Annotated in this window: 17 protein-coding genes, 1 tRNA gene and 4 pseudogenes; 15 read left to right on the top strand and 7 right to left on the bottom strand. The window is 60.0% G+C overall.

The genetic code is table 11. The features are described from left to right. Nucleotides 1–321 precede the first annotated feature (321 nt). From G3A56_RS13630 to dps, 9 genes and pseudogenes are all read left to right on the top strand, one after another. Nucleotides 322–1,266: a Bug family tripartite tricarboxylate transporter substrate binding protein gene (locus tag G3A56_RS13630; protein ID WP_035228016.1), complete on the top strand. Its 945-nt coding sequence runs from the start codon at nucleotides 322–324 to the stop codon at nucleotides 1,264–1,266. Continuing rightward, nucleotides 1,263–1,757, top strand: coding sequence for a tripartite tricarboxylate transporter TctB family protein (locus G3A56_RS13625; RefSeq protein WP_003491894.1), 495 nt, complete (start codon nucleotides 1,263–1,265; stop codon nucleotides 1,755–1,757). Before G3A56_RS13630 ends, G3A56_RS13625 begins: the two co-directional genes overlap by 4 nt. A gap of 93 nt (nucleotides 1,758–1,850) precedes the next feature. Continuing rightward, entirely contained in the window at nucleotides 1,851–3,368 is a 1,518-nt protein-coding gene (locus G3A56_RS13620) for a tripartite tricarboxylate transporter permease (RefSeq protein WP_082182855.1), read from the top strand. A gap of 129 nt (nucleotides 3,369–3,497) precedes the next feature. Next, on the top strand, nucleotides 3,498–3,758 hold the full coding sequence (locus tag G3A56_RS13615) for a hypothetical protein (RefSeq protein WP_082182856.1): 261 nt from the start codon (nucleotides 3,498–3,500) through the stop codon (nucleotides 3,756–3,758). Nucleotides 3,759–4,015: 257 nt separating this feature from the next. Next, a complete protein-coding gene (locus tag G3A56_RS13610; protein WP_082184512.1) occupies nucleotides 4,016–4,954 on the top strand; it encodes a siderophore ABC transporter substrate-binding protein in 939 nt (312 codons plus the stop codon). A gap of 217 nt (nucleotides 4,955–5,171) precedes the next feature. After that, nucleotides 5,172–6,136, top strand: a pseudogene (locus tag G3A56_RS13605) (ABC transporter permease). Continuing rightward, nucleotides 6,129–7,097 carry an iron chelate uptake ABC transporter family permease subunit gene (locus tag G3A56_RS13600; protein ID WP_082182857.1) on the top strand — a complete coding sequence of 323 codons (969 nt, stop codon included), beginning with the start codon at nucleotides 6,129–6,131 and terminating at the stop codon, nucleotides 7,095–7,097. Before G3A56_RS13605 ends, G3A56_RS13600 begins: the two are co-directional and overlap by 8 nt. After that, a pseudogene (locus tag G3A56_RS13595) lies at nucleotides 7,094–7,851 on the top strand (iron ABC transporter ATP-binding protein). Before G3A56_RS13600 ends, G3A56_RS13595 begins: the two are co-directional and overlap by 4 nt. Before the next feature lie 122 nt (nucleotides 7,852–7,973). After that, nucleotides 7,974–8,462 (top strand): DNA starvation/stationary phase protection protein Dps, encoded by a 489-nt coding sequence (dps, locus tag G3A56_RS13590; protein WP_082182859.1) that lies wholly within the window; start codon nucleotides 7,974–7,976, stop codon nucleotides 8,460–8,462. 78 nt (nucleotides 8,463–8,540) lie between these two features. Here the strand turns inward: dps and G3A56_RS13585 are convergent, their stop codons facing one another. Next, nucleotides 8,541–8,762: a hypothetical protein gene (locus tag G3A56_RS13585; protein ID WP_003522612.1), complete on the bottom strand. Its 222-nt coding sequence runs from the start codon at nucleotides 8,760–8,762 to the stop codon at nucleotides 8,541–8,543. Between the two features lie 382 nt (nucleotides 8,763–9,144). Between G3A56_RS13585 and G3A56_RS13580 the strand changes: the two genes are divergently transcribed. Further along, a tRNA-Gly gene (locus G3A56_RS13580) sits at nucleotides 9,145–9,219 on the top strand. Nucleotides 9,220–9,360: 141 nt separating this feature from the next. Here G3A56_RS13580 and G3A56_RS13575 read toward each other — a convergent pair. Further along, on the bottom strand, nucleotides 9,361–10,194 hold the full coding sequence (locus tag G3A56_RS13575) for an aldo/keto reductase (RefSeq protein ID WP_082182860.1): 834 nt from the start codon (nucleotides 10,192–10,194) through the stop codon (nucleotides 9,361–9,363). A gap of 64 nt (nucleotides 10,195–10,258) precedes the next feature. Next, nucleotides 10,259–11,440 (bottom strand): MFS transporter, encoded by a 1,182-nt coding sequence (locus G3A56_RS13570; protein WP_082184514.1) that lies wholly within the window; start codon nucleotides 11,438–11,440, stop codon nucleotides 10,259–10,261. Nucleotides 11,441–11,631: 191 nt separating this feature from the next. Here G3A56_RS13570 and G3A56_RS13565 point away from each other — a divergent pair. Then, nucleotides 11,632–12,530: pseudogene (locus G3A56_RS13565) on the top strand (LysR family transcriptional regulator). Between the two features lie 34 nt (nucleotides 12,531–12,564). Here G3A56_RS13565 and G3A56_RS13560 read toward each other — a convergent pair. Continuing rightward, complete coding sequence (locus G3A56_RS13560) at nucleotides 12,565–13,464, bottom strand: LysR family transcriptional regulator (RefSeq protein ID WP_003491921.1); 900 nt, start codon at nucleotides 13,462–13,464, stop codon at nucleotides 12,565–12,567. A 134-nt stretch (nucleotides 13,465–13,598) separates the two neighbouring features. Between G3A56_RS13560 and G3A56_RS13555 the strand changes: the two genes are divergently transcribed. From G3A56_RS13555 to G3A56_RS13540, 4 genes and pseudogenes are all read left to right on the top strand, one after another. Beyond that, nucleotides 13,599–14,396: an alpha/beta hydrolase fold domain-containing protein gene (locus G3A56_RS13555; protein WP_035241821.1), complete on the top strand. Its 798-nt coding sequence runs from the start codon at nucleotides 13,599–13,601 to the stop codon at nucleotides 14,394–14,396. Nucleotides 14,397–14,451: 55 nt separating this feature from the next. Next, on the top strand, nucleotides 14,452–15,642 hold the full coding sequence (locus G3A56_RS13550; protein WP_082182862.1) for an efflux RND transporter periplasmic adaptor subunit: 1,191 nt from the start codon (nucleotides 14,452–14,454) through the stop codon (nucleotides 15,640–15,642). A 133-nt stretch (nucleotides 15,643–15,775) separates the two neighbouring features. After that, nucleotides 15,776–18,969: pseudogene (locus G3A56_RS13545) on the top strand (efflux RND transporter permease subunit). A 291-nt stretch (nucleotides 18,970–19,260) separates the two neighbouring features. Next, the gene (locus tag G3A56_RS13540; RefSeq protein ID WP_164056449.1) at nucleotides 19,261–19,464 is read left to right on the top strand and encodes a hypothetical protein; all 204 of its coding nucleotides are present in this window, start codon (nucleotides 19,261–19,263) and stop codon (nucleotides 19,462–19,464) included. 95 nt (nucleotides 19,465–19,559) lie between these two features. On the opposite strand, the gene G3A56_RS13535 is transcribed toward G3A56_RS13540, so the two are convergent. The 3 genes from G3A56_RS13535 to G3A56_RS13525 all read right to left on the bottom strand — a co-directional run bounded on the left by G3A56_RS13535 (nucleotide 19,560) and on the right by G3A56_RS13525 (nucleotide 22,410). Next, a complete protein-coding gene (locus tag G3A56_RS13535) occupies nucleotides 19,560–19,907 on the bottom strand; it encodes a hypothetical protein (protein WP_035241001.1) in 348 nt (115 codons plus the stop codon). Between the two features lie 363 nt (nucleotides 19,908–20,270). Then, a complete protein-coding gene (locus G3A56_RS13530) occupies nucleotides 20,271–21,497 on the bottom strand; it encodes an IS701 family transposase (protein ID WP_142174431.1) in 1,227 nt (408 codons plus the stop codon). A 67-nt stretch (nucleotides 21,498–21,564) separates the two neighbouring features. Further along, complete coding sequence (locus G3A56_RS13525) at nucleotides 21,565–22,410, bottom strand: endonuclease/exonuclease/phosphatase family protein (RefSeq protein ID WP_003491934.1); 846 nt, start codon at nucleotides 22,408–22,410, stop codon at nucleotides 21,565–21,567. Nucleotides 22,411–22,417 lie beyond the last annotated feature (7 nt).

Here is a 22,417-nt window from a genome sequence, read left to right as displayed (position 1 = left end):
GTGACAAGCACAGGAATGAGGGTGTGGACCAAGCTTCAAAGGCGCAAAACAAAGCCATCCCACACGCCACAGTAGACGCCCGACACAAATTAATAGAGAGTAAATGCGCAAGGACTTGCGTAGCGTCAGTTAGATGACAGCTTTTTGTGATGCTCTGCAATCCTTCTTCATTCCGTGGAGGCGGAAGAAGATGCGGGAGGAAATCTGGGACGATCGCCAAGGCCCCGCGCTGTGATTGCAGCGCTGGATAGATGCGCCCTAAAGCCCCCCGCATAAACGAAAAACGACGCCCCAAAGGGCATCCTGAGGAGGGTTTTCCAAGTGAAGCATTTTCTTATCGGCACATTTCTGGCGGGCGTGATCGCTCTTCCGGCGGTTGCAGCGGATTACACCATCATCGCGCCGGCCAATCCCGGCGGCGGCTGGGACCAGACCGCGCGCTCCCTGCAGAGCGTGCTGCAGGAAGAAGGCATTTCCAAGAGCGTTCAGGTGCAGAACGTACCGGGCGCCGGCGGCACCATCGGTCTTGCACAATTCGCCAGCCAGCAGAAGGGCAACCCGAACGCCCTCATCGTCGGCGGTTACGTCATGGTCGGCGCCATCCTCACCAACAACGCGCCCGTCACGCTTAAGGAAGTAACGCCGATCGCCCGTCTGACCGGCGAATATGAAGCCATCGTCGTTCCCGCATCCTCGCCGCTGAAGACCATCGGCGACCTCGTCGACCAGCTCAAGAAGGATCCGGGCAGCGTTTCCTGGGGCGGCGGCTCTGCTGGCGGCACCGACCACATCGCTGTTGGCCTGATTGCCAAGGCGGCCGGCGTCGATCCGACCAAGATCAACTACATCGCTTATTCCGGCGGCGGCGAAGCACTTGCCTCGATCCTCGGCTCGCAGGTGACTGCCGGTATTTCGAGCTACGGCGAATTCGAAAGCCAGGTAAAGGCCGGCACGCTGCGCCTGCTCGCCGTTTCCAGCGAAGAGAAGCTGGAAGGCGTTGATGCGCCGACGCTGAAGGAAAGCGGCCTTGATGTCGTCGTCCAGAACTGGCGCATGGTCGCCGCTCCTCCCGGCCTGACGCCGGAGCAGGAAAAGGCCGTCAATGCCGACATCGAGAAGCTGGTGAAGTCTGCCAAGTGGCAGGAAACCCTGAAGACCAAGAGCTGGATGGACACCTATCTCGCCGGTGACGAATTCAAGGCGCAGCTCGCCAAGGATACCGACGCCACCGCCGCCATCCTCAAAGACATCGGACTGGTAAAATGAGCCAGGGTTCTAACCCTTCGCAGCATCAAAAGCGCCGCCCTGACTGGGCGGCGCTGGCGATCGCCATCTTCCTCGTCATCATCGCCTCGGTGATCTTCTGGGACAGCGCGCGTCTCGCCAGCGTCACCGGTTATTCGCCGGTCGGCCCGGCGACGGTGCCTTACGCTATCGGCTTCTGTCTTATCGGCCTGGCGCTGTGGACAGCCATCGAAGCCTGGCGCGGTGATTTTCCCGAACGCGACAAACAGGAAATCGCCCCGGTTATCTGGGTCGTCGCCGGCCTTGCCGCACAGATGCTGCTGCTGAACATTGCCGGTTTCTCCATCGCCACCGGCCTGCTCTTCGCCTTTACGGCGCGCGCCTTCGGCAAACGCAAGCTCTGGTATTCGATCCCCATCGGCATCGCCCTGAGCTTCTTCATCTGGTTCATCTTCGCGCGGCTGCTGCAGCTTTCACTGCCCGCCGGGCCTCTGGAACGGCTGCTCTTCTAACAGCCATTCCGACCAAAATTCGAGATCACAGGAACAATTGGCGCGCGATGACGCAAAAGCCAGCCGTTCCGCCCGACAGGGGGACATCTGTCCATGAGTACCTTTGAATTCCTGCTGCACGGTCTTGAGGTTGCCGCCCAACCCATGAACCTGCTCTATGCGCTGATCGGCGTCACGCTCGGCACCGCCGTCGGCGTCCTGCCCGGCATCGGCCCTGCGCTAACCGTGGCGCTGCTTCTGCCCGTCACCTACCGGCTCGATCCCGCCGGTTCGCTCATCATGTTCGCCGGCATCTATTATGGCGGCATGTATGGCGGCTCGACCACCTCGATCCTGCTCAACACGCCGGGCGAAAGCGCCTCGATCGTCACAGCGCTCGAAGGCAACAAGATGGCCCGCAAGGGCAGAGGCGGCCCGGCGCTGGCCACCGCCGCCATCGGCTCCTTCGTCGCCGGCCTCATCGCCACCATCGCGCTGGCCTTCGTTGCGCCCTTTATCGTCAAGCTGGCGCTGGTTTTCGGCCCGCGCGAATATTTCGCGCTGATGGTGCTGGCTTTCGTCACCGTTTCCTCCGCCTTCGGGGATTCGGCGCTGCGCGGTCTCACCTCGCTGTTCATCGGCTTTGCGCTCGCCATCGTCGGCATCGACCAGCTGACCGGCCAGACGCGCATGAGCTTCGGCATTCCCGACCTGCTCGACGGCGTCGAAGTGACGACGCTTGCGGTCGCCATGTTCGCCATCGGCGAAACGCTCTACATTGTCGCGCAGGGCCAGACTGGCGACGACAAGGTCGAGGCCGTCAAGGGTTCGGTCTGGATGAGTGCGCAGGACTGGGCGCGTTCCTGGAAAGCCTGGCTGCGCGGCACCCTGATCGGCTTCCCCATCGGCGCCATGCCGGCGGGCGGCGCTGAAATCGGCACCTTCCTGTCCTATGCCACTGAAAAGAAGCTGACCAAATATCCGGAAGAATTCGGCCATGGCGCCATTGAAGGCGTTGCCGGTCCGGAAGCGGCCAACAATGCGTCCGCCGCCGGTACGCTTGTGCCGCTCCTGACGCTCGGCCTGCCGACCACGGCGACCGCCGCCATCATGCTCGCCGGCTTCCAGCAGTTCGGCCTGCAGCCTGGCCCGCTGCTGTTCGCCACCAATCCGCAGCTCGTCTGGGGCCTGATCGCCAGCCTGTTCATCGCAAACCTCATGCTGCTGGTTCTGAACCTGCCGCTCGTCGGCCTGTGGGTGAAGCTGCTGACCATTCCGAAGCCCTGGCTTTATGCGGGTATTCTGCTGTTCGCGACGCTCGGCACCATTGGCGCCAACCCGTCGGTATTCGAACTCGGCATGCTGCTCGCCTTCGGTATCCTCGGCTACGTCATGCGCATCTTCGGTTATCCGATTGCGCCTGCGGTCGTCGGCCTGATCCTCGGCCCGCTTGCGGAACAGCAGCTTCGCCGCGCACTGGCCATCGGCCAGGGCGATCCGACGGTGCTGTTCACCTCACCGATCGCCGTCGGCCTCTTCGCTGTCGCGGCAGCCGCCTTCATCATTCCGCTCATCATGCGTATCCGCGGCCGTGGCGAGGTGCTGACGCAGCTTGCCGCCAACGAGGACTGAGAAACCAAGAGCCTCCCAAGGCAACTGGCCCCGTATCTTCGGATGCGGGGCCTTTTTTATTCACGCCAACGGGATGTGTGGCGCAGGCGCGGCCGTGATATTATTCACGCCCAAACGCAGGAGAAAAACATGCGCACGATCGCGATCATGATGGTTTTGGCGCTTACCGGCTGCACCACAGCTGCTCCGGATGTGGAACCCGTTCCCGGCAGCATCACCTATGGCGGGCAGCCGCGCACCAAACTGACCAAATCCCCCATCGGCAGCACGCTCAGCAATGAATTCGTCATGGGCGACGGCCGGCTTGCGATTGAAACCTATCGCGTGCAGCCCGACCGGTCGCTGAAACTTGAAAGACGCGAAATCGTCGGCGACTGGCCGCCGGAGTGAGGGGAACCTGCTTACCTGTTGCTGCTATTGAGACCCCGTCATGCCGGATGTCGTGGCTAGGCTGCGTCCTACGTCCGGCGATCACAACGAGTCTTGCTACGCGCGGCTCCCCCTTTCCCGCTCACGGCAATTCAGAACCGTTCTAAAACATATTTTTGATTTCCGCATACCTTGCCAATAAAGCTGATAGCGAACATCAAGTTAACCCGGCGGGAACGCTTCCGCAGGCTCAGAACCATATTGCAAGGGACATATCCGTGGCCATCAACTTCACCTTCCCCGTTCGGCTGCTGGCGGCAGCGGCCTTCAGCCTTGGCGCGATGACAGCGGGCGCTGAGGAAATGACGATCAAGCACGCGCAGGGCGAGACCGTGCTGAAAGCCGCGCCGAAAAAGGTTCTGGTTCTGGATATTCCCTCGCTCGACAATCTCGATGCGCTGGGCGTCGAGCCCGCCGGTGTCGTTGGTTCCAACCTGCCCACCTATCTGCAGAAATATGCCGACGGCAAATATCTGAAGGTCGGCACCCTGTTCGAACCCGATTATGAAGCGATCAATGCGGCGGAAGCCGATCTCGTCATCGTCGGCGGCCGTTCACGCGCGAAATATCCAGACGTTGCGAAGATCACGCCCGCCATCGACATGTCGGTGGATTCCAAGGAATTCATCGGCAGCGTGAAAGCCAACATCACCAAGCTCGGCGATATCTTCGGCAAGCAGGAAGAGGCAAAGAAGCTCGACGCCGTCATCGATGAAAAGGTTGAGAAGCTGAAGGCCATCGCGCCGAATTCCGGCACGGCGATGATCCTCCTCACCAATGCCGGCAAGGTCGGCGTTTATGGCCCGAGCTCGCGCACCGGCTGGCTGCACACCGAAATCGGCTTCAAGCCGGTCGCTGCCGATATCGACGACCGCTTCGACCGTGGCGACGTCGTGTCCTTCGAATATCTGGCCGAGGTCAATCCCGAATGGCTTTTCGTGATCGACCGTGACGCCGGCGTCGGCCGCGCGACGGACCCCGGCAAGGCCGCCGCACAGGTGCTGGACAACGAACTGATCCACCAGACCAACGCCTGGAAGAAGAAGCAGATCGTCTATCTCGACCCGCAGGCGGCCTATATCGTCAGCAGCGGCTATACGGCGCTCACCACCCTGCTCGATCAGGTCTACAAGGCCGTCTCCGAGAAGAAGTCGTAAAGGCTGCAGGGCGTCAGCTTGTGAAAAGCTGCTTACACGCGCTCTCGCAGGCTGCTCCACGCGCGACGTCATCCTCGGGCTTGACCCGAGGATCTATCGCTAGCAACAGGCTGTGGATCCTCGGGCCAAGCCCGAGGATGACAGTGGAAAGTTTGGCGTTCTCTCGGCAAGCTGCAAGATCGCTGAAAATCTCTGCCATTTTCGAAAAACCACCAACGTGAAATCCCTGTCTCTCATCCTTGCCCTTCTTCTGGCTTTGACGCTCGCCATCGTCAGCCTGTTCGTGGGCGTGAGCAACGTTTCGCTCGCTACGCTGTTTTCGCCGGATACGAGTGCGGATGCGCTGCGCGTGCTGCTCGTCAGCCGCATTCCGCGCACTTTGGCGCTCATACTGGCGGGAAGCTCGATGGCGATTGCCGGTCTCATCATGCAGATGCTGGTGCGCAACCGCTTCGTGGAACCTTCGACGGCAGGCACCACCGAATCCGCCGGCCTCGGCCTGCTCACCATCACGCTCCTTGCGCCGGAAACGCCCATCTTCGGCAAGATGCTGGTGGCCGCCGCTTTCGCGCTCGCCGGAACGGCGCTCTTCCTGCGTATCCTGAGGCAGGTGCCGCTGCGCGACGTGCTTCTGGTGCCGTTGATCGGTATCATGCTGGGCGGCGTCATTTCCGCCATCACCACCTTCTTCGCCTATCGTTTCGATCTCTTACAATCGCTGGGCGCATGGATGACGGGGGATTTTTCTGGCGTGCTGCGCGGCCGCTATGAATTGCTGTGGATCGGTTTCGTTTTCGCCATCGCCGCCTATCTTGCCGCCGACCGTTTCACCGTGGCCGGCATGGGACGCGATTTCACCACCAATCTCGGCCTCAACTATCGCCGGGTCATGGCGCTCGGCCTCACCATCGTCTCGCTGGTCAGCGCCGTCGTCGTCGTGACCGTCGGCATGATCCCCTTTCTCGGGCTGATCGTGCCGAATGTCGTCAGCCTGATGATCGGCGACAATATGCGCCGCTCCGTCCCTGGGTGGCGACGCTGGGCGCGGTCTTTGTCCTCTCCTGCGACATCCTCGGCAGAACCGTGCGCGCGCCCTACGAGATACCGATCGGAACCGTAGTCGGCGTCATCGGCAGCGCATTGTTCCTCTATCTCCTGCTGCGGAAACGCCACCATGCATGAGAGACATCCCGAAAGGCGCGCCAAAATCGTGCTGCTGGCGCTTCTGGCGCTGGCGCTCATCTCCATGGCCGCCTTCATGACACTCGGCGCAAAGGGAAGCTGGAGCTTCGTGCTGCCGTTTCGCGGCATCAAGCTTCTGTCGCTTCTGCTGGTGGCCTATGCCATCGCCGTTTCCACGGTGCTGTTCCAGACAGTCACCAACAACCGCATCCTCACCCCGTCGGTCATGGGTTTCGATTCGCTCTACGTGCTGATGCAGACCGGGCTGATTTTCGTCTTCGGCTCCGCAACCGTTGTCATGATCGATCCGCAGCTGAAGTTCCTTGCTGAGACCGCGCTGCTCGTCGGCTTCTCCGCCCTGCTCTACCGCTGGCTTTTCATCGGCGCCGAACGCAGCCTGCATCTTCTGGTGCTGGTCGGCATCGTCTTCGGCGTCTTCTTCCGCAGCCTTTCCGGCTTCATGCAGCGCGTGCTCGACCCCAATGAATATACGGTGCTGCAGGATGTGCTGTTCGCCAGCTTCAATTCCATCGATCCGACACTCCTGACGGTTTCAGTCATCATCATCGGCATGGTGACGGTCATCGGCTTGCGGCTCCTGCACACGCTCGACGTCCTTTCACTCGGCCGGGCAACGGCCATCAGCCTCGGCATCGAATATAAACGCACGGTCACCATCATCCTCGTGCTGGTCTCCGTGCTCATCGCCGTCTCCACCGCACTCGTCGGCCCGGTCATGTTCTTCGGACTGCTGGTTGCGGCCCTTGCCCATTATCTCACCGGCAACAGCAAACACGCCTATGTGCTGCCGGCGGCGATCCTCATCGCCATCATCTGCCTCGTCGGCGGCCAGGTGGTTCTGGAGCGGATATTCGCCTTCGATACGGCGCTATCCATCATCATCGAATTTTTGGGCGGCATCGTCTTTATCGGTCTCATTCTCAAGCGGGGTGCACGATGATCATCGCCAGTCAGATCAGCAAATCCTATGGTGACACGGTTGTTGTCGATGGCGTCTCCGTCTCTATTCCGGCAGGCGGCGTCACCTCCATCATCGGGCCTAATGGCGCAGGAAAATCCACGCTGCTCTCCATCGTGGCGCGGCTGATGTCCATGGATGCGGGAACCGTGACGGTGGATGGGCTGGATGTGACCAAAACCCCTTCGGACACGCTGGCAAAGCGGCTCTCGATCCTCAGGCAAGACAACCACATCTCCTCGCGCCTGACGGTGCGCGATCTCGTCGGTTTCGGCCGTTACCCCTATTCCAAGGGCCGCCCACCATCGAGGACAAGGTCCATATCGACCGGGCGCTGGACTATCTCCATCTCGAAAATCTTGCCGGCCGTTTTCTGGACGAACTTTCCGGCGGCCAGCGCCAGCGCGCCTTCGTGGCCATGGTACTGTGTCAGGATACGGATTACGTGCTGCTCGACGAGCCGCTCAACAATCTGGACATGAAACACGCCTCCGGCATGATGAAGATCATGCGCCGCGCCGCCGACGAATTGAAGAAGACCGTGGTTCTGGTGCTGCACGACATCAACTTCGCCTCCTGGTATTCCGACACCATCATCGCCATGCGTGAGGGCCGTATCTGCCATCAGGGGCCTTCGGAAGAGATCATCCGGCCGGATATCCTCAAGGACATCTACGACATGCCAATCCGCGTCAACGAAATCGACGGCCGACGCATCTGCCTGTTTTATGAATGACATGATGATTGCGCAGGATTTTTGCTGTCGCATTGCCTAACATGGAACAGGGCCACGGACCCGGACGTTAAACGACGGACTTTTCCAAAGCGGCATACCGTCCGCAACTTCAGGAGACATCGATGAAGACGCACAAGACGAAGAACGACCTGCCTTCAAACGCCAAGTCGACCGTAATCGGCATTCTGAACGAATCGCTGGCTTCGGTGATCGACCTTGCGCTGGTGACCAAACAGGCCCACTGGAACCTGAAGGGTCCGCAATTCATTGCCGTCCACGAACTTCTCGACACCTTCCGCGCCCAGCTCGACACTCACGGTGACACCATCGCCGAACGTGTGGTCCAGCTTGGCGGCACGGCGCTCGGCAGCCTGCAATCCGTCTCCTCGACGACGAAGCTCAAGGCCTATCCGACCGATATCTACAAGATCCACGACCATCTCGACGAATTGATCGCTCGCTATGGCGACGTGGCGAACATGATCCGCAAGGCGATCGACGATTCCGACGAGGCCGGCGACCCGACCACGGCTGACATCTTCACCGCCGCCTCGCGCGATCTCGACAAGTCGCTGTGGTTCCTCGAAGCCCATGTTCAGGAAAAGAGCTGAGCCGGAAGCGGCTCCCGCCACAACACACACGAAAGCGCCCGAGATGCTCGGGCGCTTTTTTATTGTAATATGGCGCAATCAGTGCCGACGTAAAACCGCAAGACCGATATCGCGCAACATCTCATGGTCGAGAATGCCGCGCTGGGCGCTGCGGATCAAAACCGCCGCGCACTCATTGGCAACATGGCTGCTGCGGTCTTGAAAGCATTCGAAACATACGCCATCGAAAATAGTCTGCAGATCGGTGATCTGCTCTGGCGACAATTGTGCGCCAACCCGTTCAAAAGCTGCGTACGACAAGGCTCATCCTCCCGATGATGATATGCCAAGTATCGTTCCAAATATCGTTCGATTTTCTTGTGGACAGGCAATTTGTACACCCGAACGAATCACTTGTCGAATCAGATTTTAACCAAATGTAAATAGGTGATTTTTTCCGTTACACAGCGGGCAATCGCCAGCGGCGATCCCGTAAACGTCAATTCTAACAATGGCTTCACGGGCGCTCCCCGCCTCTTCATCAACTGCGGTCACGTCGATTGAAGAAGAGAGAGCGACAAACGAATTTCCGCCGAAACCACAAAGAAACTGTTGCATTCCAAAAACGATTGAGCGATATAGCACCCGTCGCCGCTTCGGCGGCCCGCAGTCCAGCGAACTACCCCGGACCAGCGGTTTTTGAGCGGGTGTAGCTCAGGGGTAGAGCACAACCTTGCCAAGGTTGGGGTCGAGGGTTCAAATCCCTTCGCCCGCTCCAGTTTTCCAGATCAATCAGATCGCCGGCGGCCATCGCCATGGCTGATGCATTGCGATTTGGCGCGTTTCCTGTCCCGGAATGTGCCGCAGTCCCCCCGCGAAAACACCAGACCGGGAGGTTTGCCCTCCCGGCCCGTCATGATCAGGCGGCCTCGTCCCAGACGGGTGCAAGCCCATCCGGCGAAACGATGCGACCGTCCGGCTTTGCAAGAGCGCGGATCGCCGCCATGTCATCGGCCGACAGGGTGAAGTCGAAGATCGCGCGGTTTTCGTCGGCGCGCGCTTCGCTGACTGTCTTCGAAAGCGCGACGACTCCCTGTTGCTGCACCAGCCAGCGCAGCACCACCTGCGCCACCGACTTGCCCCGGCTTGCCGCAATATCCTTCAGCACCGGATCAGCAAAAACCTTGCCGTCGGCCATGCCGTAATAACCCGTGACCGACATGCCGGCGGCCTTGGCCGCAGCGATCACCACGTCCTGGTCGATATAGGGGTGATATTCGATCTGGTTGGTGACGATCGGCGCTTTTGACAGACTGACCGCTTCGGTCATCAGCACCGTATTGAAATTGGAAACGCCGATATGGCGCACCTTGCCCGCGTCGCGGACGTCGTTCAGCGCACCGATCTGTTCGGCAAGCGGAACCGCGTCGCTCGGCCAGTGCAGCAGCAGCAGATCAACATAATCGGTCTTCAGCTTCCTAAGGCTCTCGTCGACAGAAGCGAGAAAGGCATCATGCTTGTAGTTTTCCACCCAGACCTTGGTGGTCAGGAAAATCTCGCCCCGCGCCACGCCGGAACCGACGATGGCTTCGCCGACTTCGGCCTCGTTGCCGTAAATCTGCGCGGTATCGATATGGCGAAAGCCGGCTTTCAACGCATGCGGAACGATCCGCAGAACATCGGGACCGGGAATGCGGAAGGTGCCGAAGCCGAGCGCCGGGATCGAAGCGCCGTTCGCGATGACATCAAACATATATTTTCTCCTGTGAGTTTGCCCCGGCCAGCCTTGGGAATGGCCGGGAATTGGTGTGAAAAGCTTAAGCCGTTTTCAGCGTGAGCGCGGCGCGGCGGTCGAGGGCGCTGCTCCAGAGGGTGAGGAGCAGGGCGACGGCGACGAGGATGGCGCCGACCCACGGAGTTGCGGCAAGGCCCATCGGCGATTCCACCACCAGACCGCCAAGCCATGCGCCAATGGCGATGCCGAGATTGAAGGCGGCAATGTTGAGTGCTGATGCGACATCAACCGCACCGGGGCGGTGTTCCTTGGCCAGCTGCACGACATAGAGCTGCAGGCCGGGAACATTGGCGAAGGACAGGAAACCGAGCGCCACCAGCGTGATCAGGGTCAGCACAGGCGAGACCGCGGTGAAGGAGAAGACGAGCAGCACGATAGCCTGCGCCAGGAAGAGGCCGATCAACGCCCTGACCGGGTTGCTGTTGGCGATCTTGCCGCCACCGATGTTGCCGGCAGCGATGGCGATGCCGTAGAGCACGAGAATCAGGCTGACGCTCTTTTCGGAGAAGCCGGTGACGTCCTGAAGGATCGGCGCGAGGAAGGTGAAGGCGACGAAGGTACCGCCGTAACCGAGCGCAGTCATGGCAAAGACGATCAGCAGGCGACCGGAACCAAGCACGCGGACCTGATCGAGGAGGCTTGCGGGCGGCGCTTTCTTCAGCGTCGAAGGCAACAGGGAAGCGATGCCGGCAAAAGCGACAACACCAAGAGCGGCAACGGCCCAGAAGGTGGCGCGCCAGCCAAAGATCTGACCGATATAGGTGCCGATAGGCACGCCGGTGACGATGGCGACGGTCAACCCCATGAACATCATGGCAATCGCCGAGCCACGGCGGTTTTCCGGCACGAGGTCGGCAGCGATCGTCGCACCGACAGAGAAGAAAACGCCATGAGCGAAGGCGGCAAGCACCCGCGCGACGAGAAGCGTCCCATAGCTCGGCGACAGCGCCGCGGCGGTGTTCCCGACGATAAACAGGGCCATGAGGCCGAGCAGGAGCGGCTTTCGCTCTATCTTGCCGGTAAGCGCTGTCAGGATCGGTGCGCCGAAAGTAACGCCGAGCGCATAAACGCTGACGATGAGGCCGGCAAGCGGCAGGGTGATATGAAGATCGTTGGCGACCGTCGGCAAAAGGCCGACGATGACGAACTCCGTAGTCCCGATCGCGTAAGCCGCGATCGTCAAGGCAAATATGGCCAATGGCATGACGAATACCTCTTCGCCCCGATAGCGATCGCGGGCGTTCTGACAGCAGGCGCTGTTCGGTTGGATCATTTGGACAGCGACGCTGTCCGGTTGGGTCAATTGTATGAGCGCAATATGGGGGACGGGGACTTGCATGATAATCGGCAAGATCGGATAAAGGCCTTTGAATTAGTTTCACAGGTGGTGCGGCAATGGACAATCGGGCCGGAGAAATGGAAGTCTTCGTGGCGGCAGCCGAACTCGGCAGTTTTTCCGCCGCCGGACGCAGGCTGAAGCTCTCCCCTCGGCAGTGAGCAAACTCGTCACCCGCATCGAAGACCGTCTCGGCACCCGCCTTCTCGCTCGCTCCACCCGGCTTGTGACGCTGACACCCGAGGGAGAAATCTATCTTTCCCGAGCACGGCGCATTCTTGCTGACATAGCAGAGACAGAGCAGATCGTGGCGAGCGGCGGCAAGGTGGTGCCGCGCGGCCTGCTGCGCATCAACGCCACGCTCGGTTTCGGCGAACGCTACCTCCTGCCGCTCGCGCCAGAATTCCTGTCACTTTATCCGGAAATCGAGCTGGATATCTCGCTGACCGACGGCGTCATCAGCCTGATCGAGGAGCGCACCGATATCGCCATCCGCTCCGGTAGCATGGGAGATTCGTCCCTTAAGGCGCGAAAGCTGAAGGAAGTCCGCCGGGTCATCGTCGCCTCCCCCGCCTATATCGAAAAACACGGCATGCCGGAAACGCCGCAGGATTTGATGCACCACAACTGCTTCAGCTTCAATTTCAGCCGCAGCCTCAACGAATGGCCCTTCCGCGATCCTGGCTCGACGGAGGTGTACCGCCTCCCCATCACCGGTAACGTCTCGGTCAACAGCGGCATGGCCATGCGAAGGCTATGCCTGACAGGCCTCGGGCTCGGAAGGGTCGGAGAATTTCACATCGAACCGGACATCGAGGCCGGTTTGCTCGTGCCTGTGCTGGAGGATTATAATGCCGAGGAGATGGAGGTGATCCACGCCGTTTATGCCGGCCATGAACATCTTGCAGCGCGCGTTCGCGCCTTCATCGATTTTGTCGCTGCAAGGGTGGGGAGATGACTGGCATAAATGGCGGCCTGCCGGTAAGGGAACCTCAAACCAGGCCATGAACCAGCTTGGCCAGCCAGTCGACAAAAACGCGGACCTTGTTGGTCACATGCCGGGTCTGCGGATAAACGACATAAATAGGCATGGGCTCGCGCCGCCATTCCGGTAGAACCGGCACCAGTTCCCCCTTTGCCAGCGCATCCTTCACCATGAAGACGGGAAGCTGTATGATGCCCATGCCGGCAAGTGCGGCGTTGAGATAGGTGCGGCTGTCATTGACTGACACCACATAGTTCGGGGTCAGTTCGACGCTGCGCACGCCGTTGTCGAAGGAGGCCGGCATGATCTGGCCTGTGGTGGCGTTGAGGTAACCCACGCAATAGTGGCCGTTCTCCAGATCCTCCGGTTTTTCGGGCATGCCGAAGTTTTCGATATAGAAAGGGGCGGCGAAGGTCTCGAATCTCAACTCGCCGACTTTTCGGGCAATCAGCGACTGATCGCGCAGCACGCCGACGCGGAGCGCGCAATCGACATTCTCCGCGATATAATCGACCAGCCGGTCGCCGACGCCCAGATCGAGACGGATTTGTGGATAGCGCTGGTAAAATTCGCAAAGATGTGGGATAACCACGAGGTCCGCGAAGACACCGGCCATTTCCACGCGCAACCGGCCTGACGGCTGCACCTGCGCGCTGGACATGCTGCCATCCAGCTCTTCGATTTCCGACAAAATCTGCGAGGCCCGCTCATAATAGAGAGCGCCGTCCGTTGTCAGCATGACCCGCCGCGTAGTGCGGTTGAGAAGCGTTGTCTGCAAATGCGCCTCAAGCGCCTGCACCATGTTGGTAACGGTGGTTTTGGGCATGTTCAGCGCTGTCGCGGCGCGGCTGAAATTGCCGGTTTCGACGACACGTGTGAAGACCCGCATGGCAGAAAGCTGATCCATGGTGTTATTATCCGTTTATTTGGAATAGTGTTTTCATTTTGACGTACTTGATCGTTTCCTCCCGAACAATAATATGAATTTCAGATTTTGCAAATATGGTGAGCTGCCGATGGCGGTGCACGGGACCGGATCAGATGAAAGCGCACTGGGAAAATATCGAACGCTGTGGGGGCTCCACATCAGAGCTTTCCGTGCGCCGATATGAAAGTGCGGGCCTCTGCAGCCACCCACCCGTGATCCTTTATTTGCGTGGCGGTTCGTTTCTTGAAAAGGGCGGCAATTGCCCGGAGCTTCCGGTAGCAAGAGCCCTGGCGGAGAGCGGCGCGATCGTTGTCGAGGCTGACTATAGCAAGCCGTCCGGCAACGAGTTTCCGATGGCGATGGATTGCGCGTTCGAAGCGCTCGATCATCTGAGCCGGGACCGCAAGCATTATGGCGGCGCGAAATCGCTGCTGTTCGTGGCCGGCGAAGAGGCAGGCGGCAATGTGGCGGCGGGGCTTGCGCTCAAGGCCCGTGACCGCATGCCTGGCAAGCTTGCCGGTCAAATACTTCTGTCGCCCATGATCGACCCGATGATGACGACGGAATCCTTCCGCGACGCGGACAGGATCGGCATGCGCCAGCGCTGGGCGGATGGCTGGAGCCATTACCTTGCCAAGGCCTGCGGGTTTTTCCACCCCTATGCCGCGCCCTGCCAGTGCACGCGGCTGAACCGGGTGGCGCCGGCGCTGATCTTTACCGCCGAGGACGACCCTTTGCGCGACGAAACGGTCGGTTATGCCGACAGGCTCATCGCCTCCGGTGTCAGCGTCCGGCAGCATGTTTTCCCCGCCGGCATCGGCTGGACGGGGCTTTATCAAGGAGAGGGCGGCGGATGGGTCTCATCCGTCTGTTCGGAGTTCAAGACCTTCGTTGACCAGATAAAACACTGAATACAGCATTTATTGAGAAACTGATCGGCTCCTGATCGGAGCCAAGGAGAAACCCATGACGCTGACCACAAAGCGCCGGGCCCTGACGGGCGCCGGTATCGGACTTGCTATGTCCGTTGCAGCCGCAGCACTCATTTTCGACCTCCCCGCCAGCCGCGATGCGACGGCTGCCTCCACGCCTGCCGAAACGCCCGCAATCCCTGTTACCGTCGCCAAGGTGGAAAGCCGCGATGTGATGCGCTGGGAAGAGTTTTCCGGCCGTCTGGAAGCCGTTGACCGGGTGCAGATCCGCTCCCGCGTTGCAGGCCAGATCAAGGCCGTGCATTTCCGCGAAGGCGCGCTGGTGAAGGAAGGCGACGCCCTCTTCACCATCGATCCGGCCCCCTATCAGGCCGCGGTTTTGGGCGCTGAAGCCCAGGTCGCCTCCGCCGAGGCCAAGGTCAGCCTTGCCAAGACGGAACTCGACCGCGGCCGCAGGCTTTCCGACAATCGCACGATCTCCCAGAGCGATCTCGACCAGCGGCAAAGCTCGTTTGCGGATGCCGAAGCCCAGCTTCGCGCCGCCCGCGCCGCACTGACGACGGCCCAGCTCGATCTCGGTTATACCGAGATCATCGCGCCGGTTTCCGGCAAGGTCGGCAGGATCGAGATCACCGCCGGCAACCTTGTTGCCGCCGGCTCGACATCGCCTGCCCTGACGACGCTGGTTTCGGTCAACCCGATCTATGCCAGCTTCAACGCCAGCGAAGGCGTCGTGGCCAAGGCGCTGTCCGAACTGCCGAAGACGACCGACGCCCTGCCCGCTCTGGAACAGATCCCGGTGGAAATCGGCACGCTTTCGGATGAAGGCACGCCGATCAAGGGCACGCTGCATCTCATCGACAACCAGGTGGATTCGGCAAGCGGCACCATCGGCGTGCGCGCCGTCTTCGAGAACCCTGATGGCAGGCTCATTCCGGGTCAGTTCGTGCGGGTGCGCATGGGTGAACCCAAGCCGGAAAACCGCATCGTCATCAGTGATCGCGCCATCGGCACGGATCAGGACAAGCGCTTCGTCTTCGTGGTCGACGCCGAAAACAAGGTGAGCTACCGCCAGATCAAGCCGGGCGCACCAGCCGATGGCCAGCGCATCATCGATAGCGGCCTTGCCGCCGGTGATACGATTGTTGTCAACGGCCTGCAGCGCATTCGTCCCGGTGCGACCATCGCACCACAAGCGGAAGACAAGGTTGCTGCTTCGCAGTAACCCTCCTCTTTGATCAGTAAGCGTCCCGCGCTTTCGCGAGACGCCCCTTCAGACAGAACCGGCCTTCACCGGCGGCAGAAAAGCCGCCGGAACGGCCTTTGCATTCCAAAATATACCCGGAGAGGGACTGGATATGAATATTTCCAGATTTTTTGTCGATAGGCCGGTATTCGCCGGCGTTCTATCGATCCTGATCGTGGTGGCAGGCCTTCTTGGCATGCGCGCCCTGCCGATTTCCGAATATCCGGAAGTCGTTCCGCCATCCGTCGTCGTCCGCGCCACCTATCCCGGCGCGAACCCGGCCGTTATCGCTGAAACCGTCGCCACGCCGCTTGAGGAACAGATCAACGGCGTCGAGGACATGCTCTATATGGGCAGCCAGGCGACGTCCGATGGCGTGCTGACGCTGACCGTCACCTTCAAGCTCGGCACCGACCCCGACAAGGCGCAGCAGCTGGTGCAGAACCGCGTGTCGCAGGCCGAACCGCGCCTGCCGGCGGAAGTCCGCGCACTCGGCATCACCACCGTCAAGAGCTCGCCCGACTTCATCATGGTCGTCAACCTCGTCTCGAAGACAGATGCCTATGACATCACCTATCTGCGCAACTATGCAACGCTGAACGTCAAGGACCGGCTCGCCCGTATCGAAGGCGTAGGCCAGGTTCAGGTCTTCGGCGCGGGTGACTATTCCATGCGCGTCTGGCTCGATCCGCAGAAGGTGGCCGAGCATGATCTCGCCGCCAGCGACGTCTCGGACGCCATCCGCCAGCAGAACGTGCAGGCCGCAGCCGGCGTCATCGGCGCTTCCCCAAGCCCGAACGGCGTCGACCTGCAGCTCAACGTCAATGCCCAGGGCCGTCTGACCACGCCGGAAGAATTCGGCAACATCATCGTCAAGAGCGGCGCCAACGGTGAAATCACCCGCCTTCGCGATGTCGCCCGCATCGAACTCGGCGCTGCCGACTACACGCTGCGCTCGCTGCTCGACGGCGAACCCGCCGTCGCTGTCGCCGTGCTGCAGGCCCGGGCTCCAACGCCATCGAAATCGCCGACAATGTCCGTGCCACCATGGACAATCTGCAGCTGGCGATGCCGGATGGCGTAAAATACGAGATCGTCTACGACACGACAAAATTCGTACGCTCCTCCATCGAGAAGGTCGTTGACACACTCCTCGAGGCCGTTGGCCTCGTGGTGCTTGTCGTCATCCTCTTCCTGCAAACCTGGCGCGCCTCGATCATTCCGCTGATCGCCGTTCCGGTCTCGATCATCGGCACCTTCGCCGTCATGTATGCCTTCGGTTTCTCCATCAACGCGTTGACGCTGTTCGGGCTCGTGCTCGCCATCGGCATCGTGGTGGATGACGCCATCGTGGTCGTCGAAAACGTCGAGCGAAACATCGAAAACGGACTGTCCCCGCGTGACGCCACCTACAAGGCGATGCGTGAAGTCTCCGGCCCGATCATCGCCATTGCGCTGGTTCTGGTCGCCGTCTTCGTGCCGCTCGCCTTCATCTCAGGCCTTTCCGGACAGTTCTACCGGCAGTTTGCGCTGACCATCGCCATCTCCACCGTCATTTCGGCGATCAACTCACTGACGCTGTCGCCCGCTCTTGCAGCCCTGCTGCTGAAGGAACATGGCGCGCCGAAAGACTGGCTGACCCGCGTCATGGACCGGCTGTTCGGCTGGTTCTTCCGTGGCTTCAACCGCGCCTTCGGGGCCGCCTCCAATGGCTACGGCAAAACCGTGGGCGGGCTGGTGACGCGCAAGAGCCTGGTGATGATCGTCTATATGGCGCTGGTCGCAGCCACCTACAGCATGTTCAGCACCGTTCCGAGCGGCTTCGTGCCGGCGCAGGACAAGCAGTATCTGATCGGTTTTGCCCAGCTTCCTGATGGAGCAACACTTGATCGCACGGAAAGCGTCATCAAGCGGATGAGCGACATCGCCCTTGAACAGCCGGGCGTCAGCCATGCTATCGCCTTCCCCGGCCTGTCGATCAACGGCTTCACCATCGGCTCCAACTCGGGCATCGTCTTTGCGGTTCTTGACGACTTCGAAAACCGCAAGACGCCGGAACTGTCGGGCGGCGCCATCGCCATGCAGCTGAACCAGAAATATGCAGGCATTCAGGATGCCTTCATCGCCATGTTCCCGCCGCCGCCGGTCAACGGTCTCGGCCAGACGGGCGGCTTCAAGCTGCAGATCGAGGATCGTGCCGGTTACGGTTACCAGACGCTCGATGAAGCGACAAAGGCAGTGATCGCCAAGGCATACCAGACGCCGGAGCTGGCGGGTATCTTCTCCAGCTTCCAGATCAATGTGCCCCAGCTCTTCGCCGACCTCGACCGCGCCAAGGCCGAGCAGCTGGGCGTTTCCGTCAGCGACGTCTTCCAGACGCTGCAGATCTATCTCGGTTCGCTTTATGTCAACGACTTCAACGCCTTCGGGCGGACATACAGCGTGCGTGTGCAGGCAGACGCGCAGTTCCGCGCCCATGCGGAAGATATCGGCCGCCTGAAGGTACGCTCCGCAACGGGTCAGATGATCCCGCTATCGACGCTGCTGAAGGTGGATGCGACGACGGGACCGGAACGCACCAACCGTTATAACGGCTTCCTTGCGGCCGATATAAACGGCGGTCCGGCACCGGGCTACTCTTCCGGACAGGCACAGGCAGCGATTGAAAAAATCCTTGCCGAAACCCTGCCCGCCGGCATCGACTACGAATGGACGGACCTGACCTACCAGCAGATTCTGGCTGGCAACTCCAGTATCGTCGTGTTCCCGCTGGCGCTGCTGTTGGTCTATCTCGTCCTGGCTGCGCAATATGAAAGCCTCACACTGCCGATCGCGATCATTCTGATCGTGCCACTCGGTGTGCTGGCTGCCCTCACCGGCGTCTGGCTGACGGGAGGGGATAACAACATCTTTACGCAGATCGGCCTTGTCGTCCTTGTCGGCCTCTCGGCGAAAAACGCGATCCTGATCGTGGAATTCGCCCGGGAGCTGGAATTCGAGGGACGAACGCCGCTTCAGGCGGCAGTCGAGGCAAGCCGGCTTCGCCTTCGCCCGATCCTGATGACCTCACTCGCCTTCATCATGGGCGTGGTGCCGCTGGTCGTCTCCACCGGTGCGGGTGCGGAAATGCGCGCCGCCATGGGTGTCGCGGTGTTCTCCGGCATGATCGGCGTGACGTTCTTCGGCATCTTCATGACACCGGTATTCTATGTGCTGGTTCGCAAGCTGGCGGGCAACCGTCCGCTCATCCAGCACAAGCAGGAAGAACCGGCCAATTCGGACTACAAGCTCGAAAAGGCCGGCTGAAACCACACTCCCATCCACCGCAACCTTCGACGCAAGCCCGCCGCGCATCCCCCGATGCGCGGCGTTTTTCATGACACAAAACGTTCATGCGATTTTTCTGAAATAGAATCCGTTTCAAATACTTAAGCGACAACAATCGGGACATTGCATCTCACTAGAAGCTCCGGAAACCTAATATATTCGGCCGCATTGACGAACATCAAAAGAAACAATGCTATTTTATGCTTTGCATTTTGTGGTAATTTCCAAGAACAGGGTGATTCGGACTAAATGATTTAGTTCAGGGGCTACATGATGGAGCAGGATTACGAATCCTGGGCAACAACCGTTGCCTATTCGATAGTGATGCATGAAGGTCTGGACCTTGCGCTTTCCGCACAGAATCTGGACAGGGGCAAGACCAGAAACAACCGCGAGCGGCTGATGGAGGCCATTCGCACATCGTTGCTGGAAGCCCGTTCGCGCAGCCACCTTGCGGCAGCGCACAGGCTCTGAACGCTTTACCTGATATTGCGGGAACTTATTATGCGCCACTCTGGATCGGTCAGGTCTCCACGAGCCAAAGCATCCTCCTAAAAGGAAGTATTGAATCATGCTTCAGGCGATTTTAGAATCGGGTCGGCGATGACGAAAGCCATTTCCGCATCCAAGTCTTCATAAATTTGGCCATTGCGAACTGCGATGTAGCTGGATTTCTGCTGCTCGGCGCAACGATCAAATATGGTCCACTCGGGCTGGCCCTCGGCGGTCATGAACGACGCTACATAAAGGCCACCGGTCAACGCAATCGAGAGTTCCGGAAGTCGCCCGTATATCGAGGCATCTTGAACTTTGCGGCCGATCAGCGACTTGAAGACTGCTTCCCAACCTTCTTCGTCGCTCCAGCTCCCACACAGGATAGCGTCCTCATTTTCAATTCGCCAACTCCACTGGATCATGACGGTGAGGTCGCCCCGTGGATTTCCGGCAGACCCATCGCGCTTCACTCGAGGAGACAAGTGGCCAAACTCCAAGAAAATCGCTGAGCCATGACCTCGCCAGACCGCCGACAACGGTTGCGATATAAGCGCGGATCGGTACTTCTCGAAAACTGCTGAAGACGGTGGCAACGCATCCCTCCGAACGCTTGACGGGCCGGATATTTCTCGACGACGGAGGACTTTGTCAACAGGGCCTAGCACTACTTTGGCAGAATTGAATTTTTGCTTTGAAAGTGCTGTTGACAGTGCGGACATCGGATCTGTGCTGTCGGTATAGCAAGCGCATTGATCACGGCTCGACGGACGGCTGGCAAGGTCGGTTCAGGCGGCCCTCGGCGAACTCTTTGCTTCTTTTTTTTCCCACTTTGCAGTTTGCAATCTCTGGTGCTGGAGAAAAGCATAAGCGATCATCGTCATCAGAGCGTGCCGATGTAGGCCTTGCCACGATCGGCCCTCGAAGTGATCGAGACCGAGCTCCTCTTTCATCTGCTGATGTGCCTGTTCGCAGACCCATCTCGCCTTGATCGCGGCCGCCAGCACTTTCAATGTCGCATCGACGGGCAGGTTGGACAGGTAGTATTTGCGCTCGTCGTTTGATCGCCATTCGCCAACTAGCCAGGCCGCTTCGCCCGGCATGTGCTGCTGTCCCTTGTCATAGATGCGCTGCGGCGTGCCATCGGCGATCCGGATGCGCAATGCTGCAAACCGTGCGGTCAGGCGACCTTTTGTGCCGCGGCGCCAACTGACCTTCTTCCAGCTTGCAGATGCCAACATCGTTTCGGCGGCAACCGAAAGGGTGTCGGGGATCGAATGCTTGCGAGGACGGCCATGACCGGAGACGGGAAAGATCAATCCGACATCATCGGGATAAACCTTCTGATGCTTGGGGATACCGACCGCCCAGGTGAGGCCACGTTCACTCAAGCCCTTTCGGAACGCAGCCGACAGGCCGTAACCTGCGTCAGCCAGCACTGTGCCAAACCGGACACCGGTCACGATCAACCGATCGATCTCGGCAAGAGCAATCTCCGGCTTCGTGCGAGAGGTCCGCATGTCGTCTGGGACCCCAGCCTTCGCCATGCGCTCCTGATCACCGATCCAGCTATCCGGCAGGAACAGACGCAGGCCAACCGGGACCGGCACCTCTTCTCGCGCAAGCGTCACCGACACCAGCGTCTGGCAATTTGCTCTCTTGCCCAGCATCGAGGCGTATTGCGGCGCGACTCCGACCGAATGATCACCCTTCTTCGGCAGGCCGGTGTCATCAATCACCAGAAACGCATCGGATGCGCCAACGATCCTGTCCGCCTGCAGCGCGAGCTCGGCCTCAAGAGGAACAGCATCCCAAAGGCCGTCGGAAATGAAATGGTGGAGGCGGTCATACTGGCCTGGAGCGAACCGTTCCGCCATCGGCTCAATACTTTTGCGGTCTCCGGGGCCGATAAGCCCCGACACATAAAGTGGACACATCTGTCGCCGTTTCTTGTGTCCAAGCTTCTCCAGAAACGGCTGCAAAAATGCTGAAAGCTCCGTATTCCAATCCGCCATATCGCGCCCCAAAAGTGAGAGCGCAAATCATCTCAAACCAGGCTTGCACGAATCTGCCAAAGTAGTGCTAGGCCGGAAGCAGGTCAGTCCGGATTGCGGCCTTCAGCGGCAGGTGGTCCGAGGCGATGCGCGCCAGCGCGCTGTCATGCGCCTCCACCTGCTCGATCAGCCCCTCGCGATTGGCGATGATCCTGTCGAGCGCCAGCACCGGCAGATTGGACGGAAAGCTCGGCACGGCGGGTGGCAGGACGCCGAAAGCGTCCCTGAACGTATTGAGCGACGAACCGTTGCCGAGACGCCATTCATTCAGGTCTCCCATCAGAATGGTCGCACATTCATCGCGCGCGTCCAGAAGACCGATAAGCGCCTTGGCCTGCTGGGCGCGGGAATGTCTCAGAAGACCGAAATGCGCGGCGATGATGCGCAGCGTGCCGCCGCTTTTCAGGTCCAGTTCCACGACAAGCGCACCGCGCGGCTCAAGCCCCGGCAATTTCAGCGTATGAACGTCCCTCACCGCGCCTTCCTTGAACAGCACGACATTGCCGTGCCATCCATGTGCCTTTACCCCGGCCTGCACCGGCACGGGAATGAGCCCGCTTTCCCGCTCCAGTCGGGCGAGATCAAGCAGGCCCGTGCGCTCGCCGAAGCGGCTATCCGCCTCCTGCAGCGCGATGATGTCAGCACCGATCTCCTGAATGACGCGGCTGGTGCGATCCGGATCGAACTTGCGGTCGCGGCCCACGCATTTATGCACATTGTAGGAAGCGATGACGGGAAAGGAATGGTCTGTCTTCGCCTGCTCCGCATTCTGCCGTTGACGGCGGTCGCGCAATGACTGCATGACGAAGGCCGGGAGGCTGCTGGTCTTCGCCAGGGCCGTTTTTTCACTATGGAGCAAACCGTTTTTCTTCACGCTGCAA

This window comes from Rhizobium oryzihabitans, from assembly GCF_010669145.1.
Taxonomy (GTDB): Bacteria; Pseudomonadota; Alphaproteobacteria; order Rhizobiales; family Rhizobiaceae; genus Agrobacterium; species Agrobacterium oryzihabitans.
Note: the sequence above shows the minus strand (reverse complement) of the source record. Positions and strands in the feature narration are given on the sequence as shown.

Excerpts from the sequence above, each read along its gene's own strand:
- G3A56_RS13535 (WP_035241001.1), bottom strand. The coding sequence starts at position 19,907 with ATGATCCAGTGGAGTTGGCGAATTGAAAATGAGGACGCTATCCTGTGT.
- dps (WP_082182859.1), top strand. The coding sequence starts at position 7,974 with ATGAAGACGCACAAGACGAAGAACGACCTGCCTTCAAACGCCAAGTCG.
- G3A56_RS13550 (WP_082182862.1), top strand. The coding sequence starts at position 14,452 with ATGACGCTGACCACAAAGCGCCGGGCCCTGACGGGCGCCGGTATCGGA.
- G3A56_RS13555 (WP_035241821.1), top strand. The coding sequence starts at position 13,599 with ATGAAAGCGCACTGGGAAAATATCGAACGCTGTGGGGGCTCCACATCA.
- G3A56_RS13540 (WP_164056449.1), top strand. The coding sequence starts at position 19,261 with ATGATGGAGCAGGATTACGAATCCTGGGCAACAACCGTTGCCTATTCG.
- G3A56_RS13530 (WP_142174431.1), bottom strand. The coding sequence starts at position 21,497 with ATGGCGGATTGGAATACGGAGCTTTCAGCATTTTTGCAGCCGTTTCTG.
- G3A56_RS13620 (WP_082182855.1), top strand. The coding sequence starts at position 1,851 with ATGAGTACCTTTGAATTCCTGCTGCACGGTCTTGAGGTTGCCGCCCAA.
- G3A56_RS13570 (WP_082184514.1), bottom strand. The coding sequence starts at position 11,440 with ATGCCATTGGCCATATTTGCCTTGACGATCGCGGCTTACGCGATCGGG.
- G3A56_RS13600 (WP_082182857.1), top strand. The coding sequence starts at position 6,129 with ATGCATGAGAGACATCCCGAAAGGCGCGCCAAAATCGTGCTGCTGGCG.
- G3A56_RS13575 (WP_082182860.1), bottom strand. The coding sequence starts at position 10,194 with ATGTTTGATGTCATCGCGAACGGCGCTTCGATCCCGGCGCTCGGCTTC.
- G3A56_RS13625 (WP_003491894.1), top strand. The coding sequence starts at position 1,263 with ATGAGCCAGGGTTCTAACCCTTCGCAGCATCAAAAGCGCCGCCCTGAC.
- G3A56_RS13560 (WP_003491921.1), bottom strand. The coding sequence starts at position 13,464 with ATGGATCAGCTTTCTGCCATGCGGGTCTTCACACGTGTCGTCGAAACC.
- G3A56_RS13615 (WP_082182856.1), top strand. The coding sequence starts at position 3,498 with ATGCGCACGATCGCGATCATGATGGTTTTGGCGCTTACCGGCTGCACC.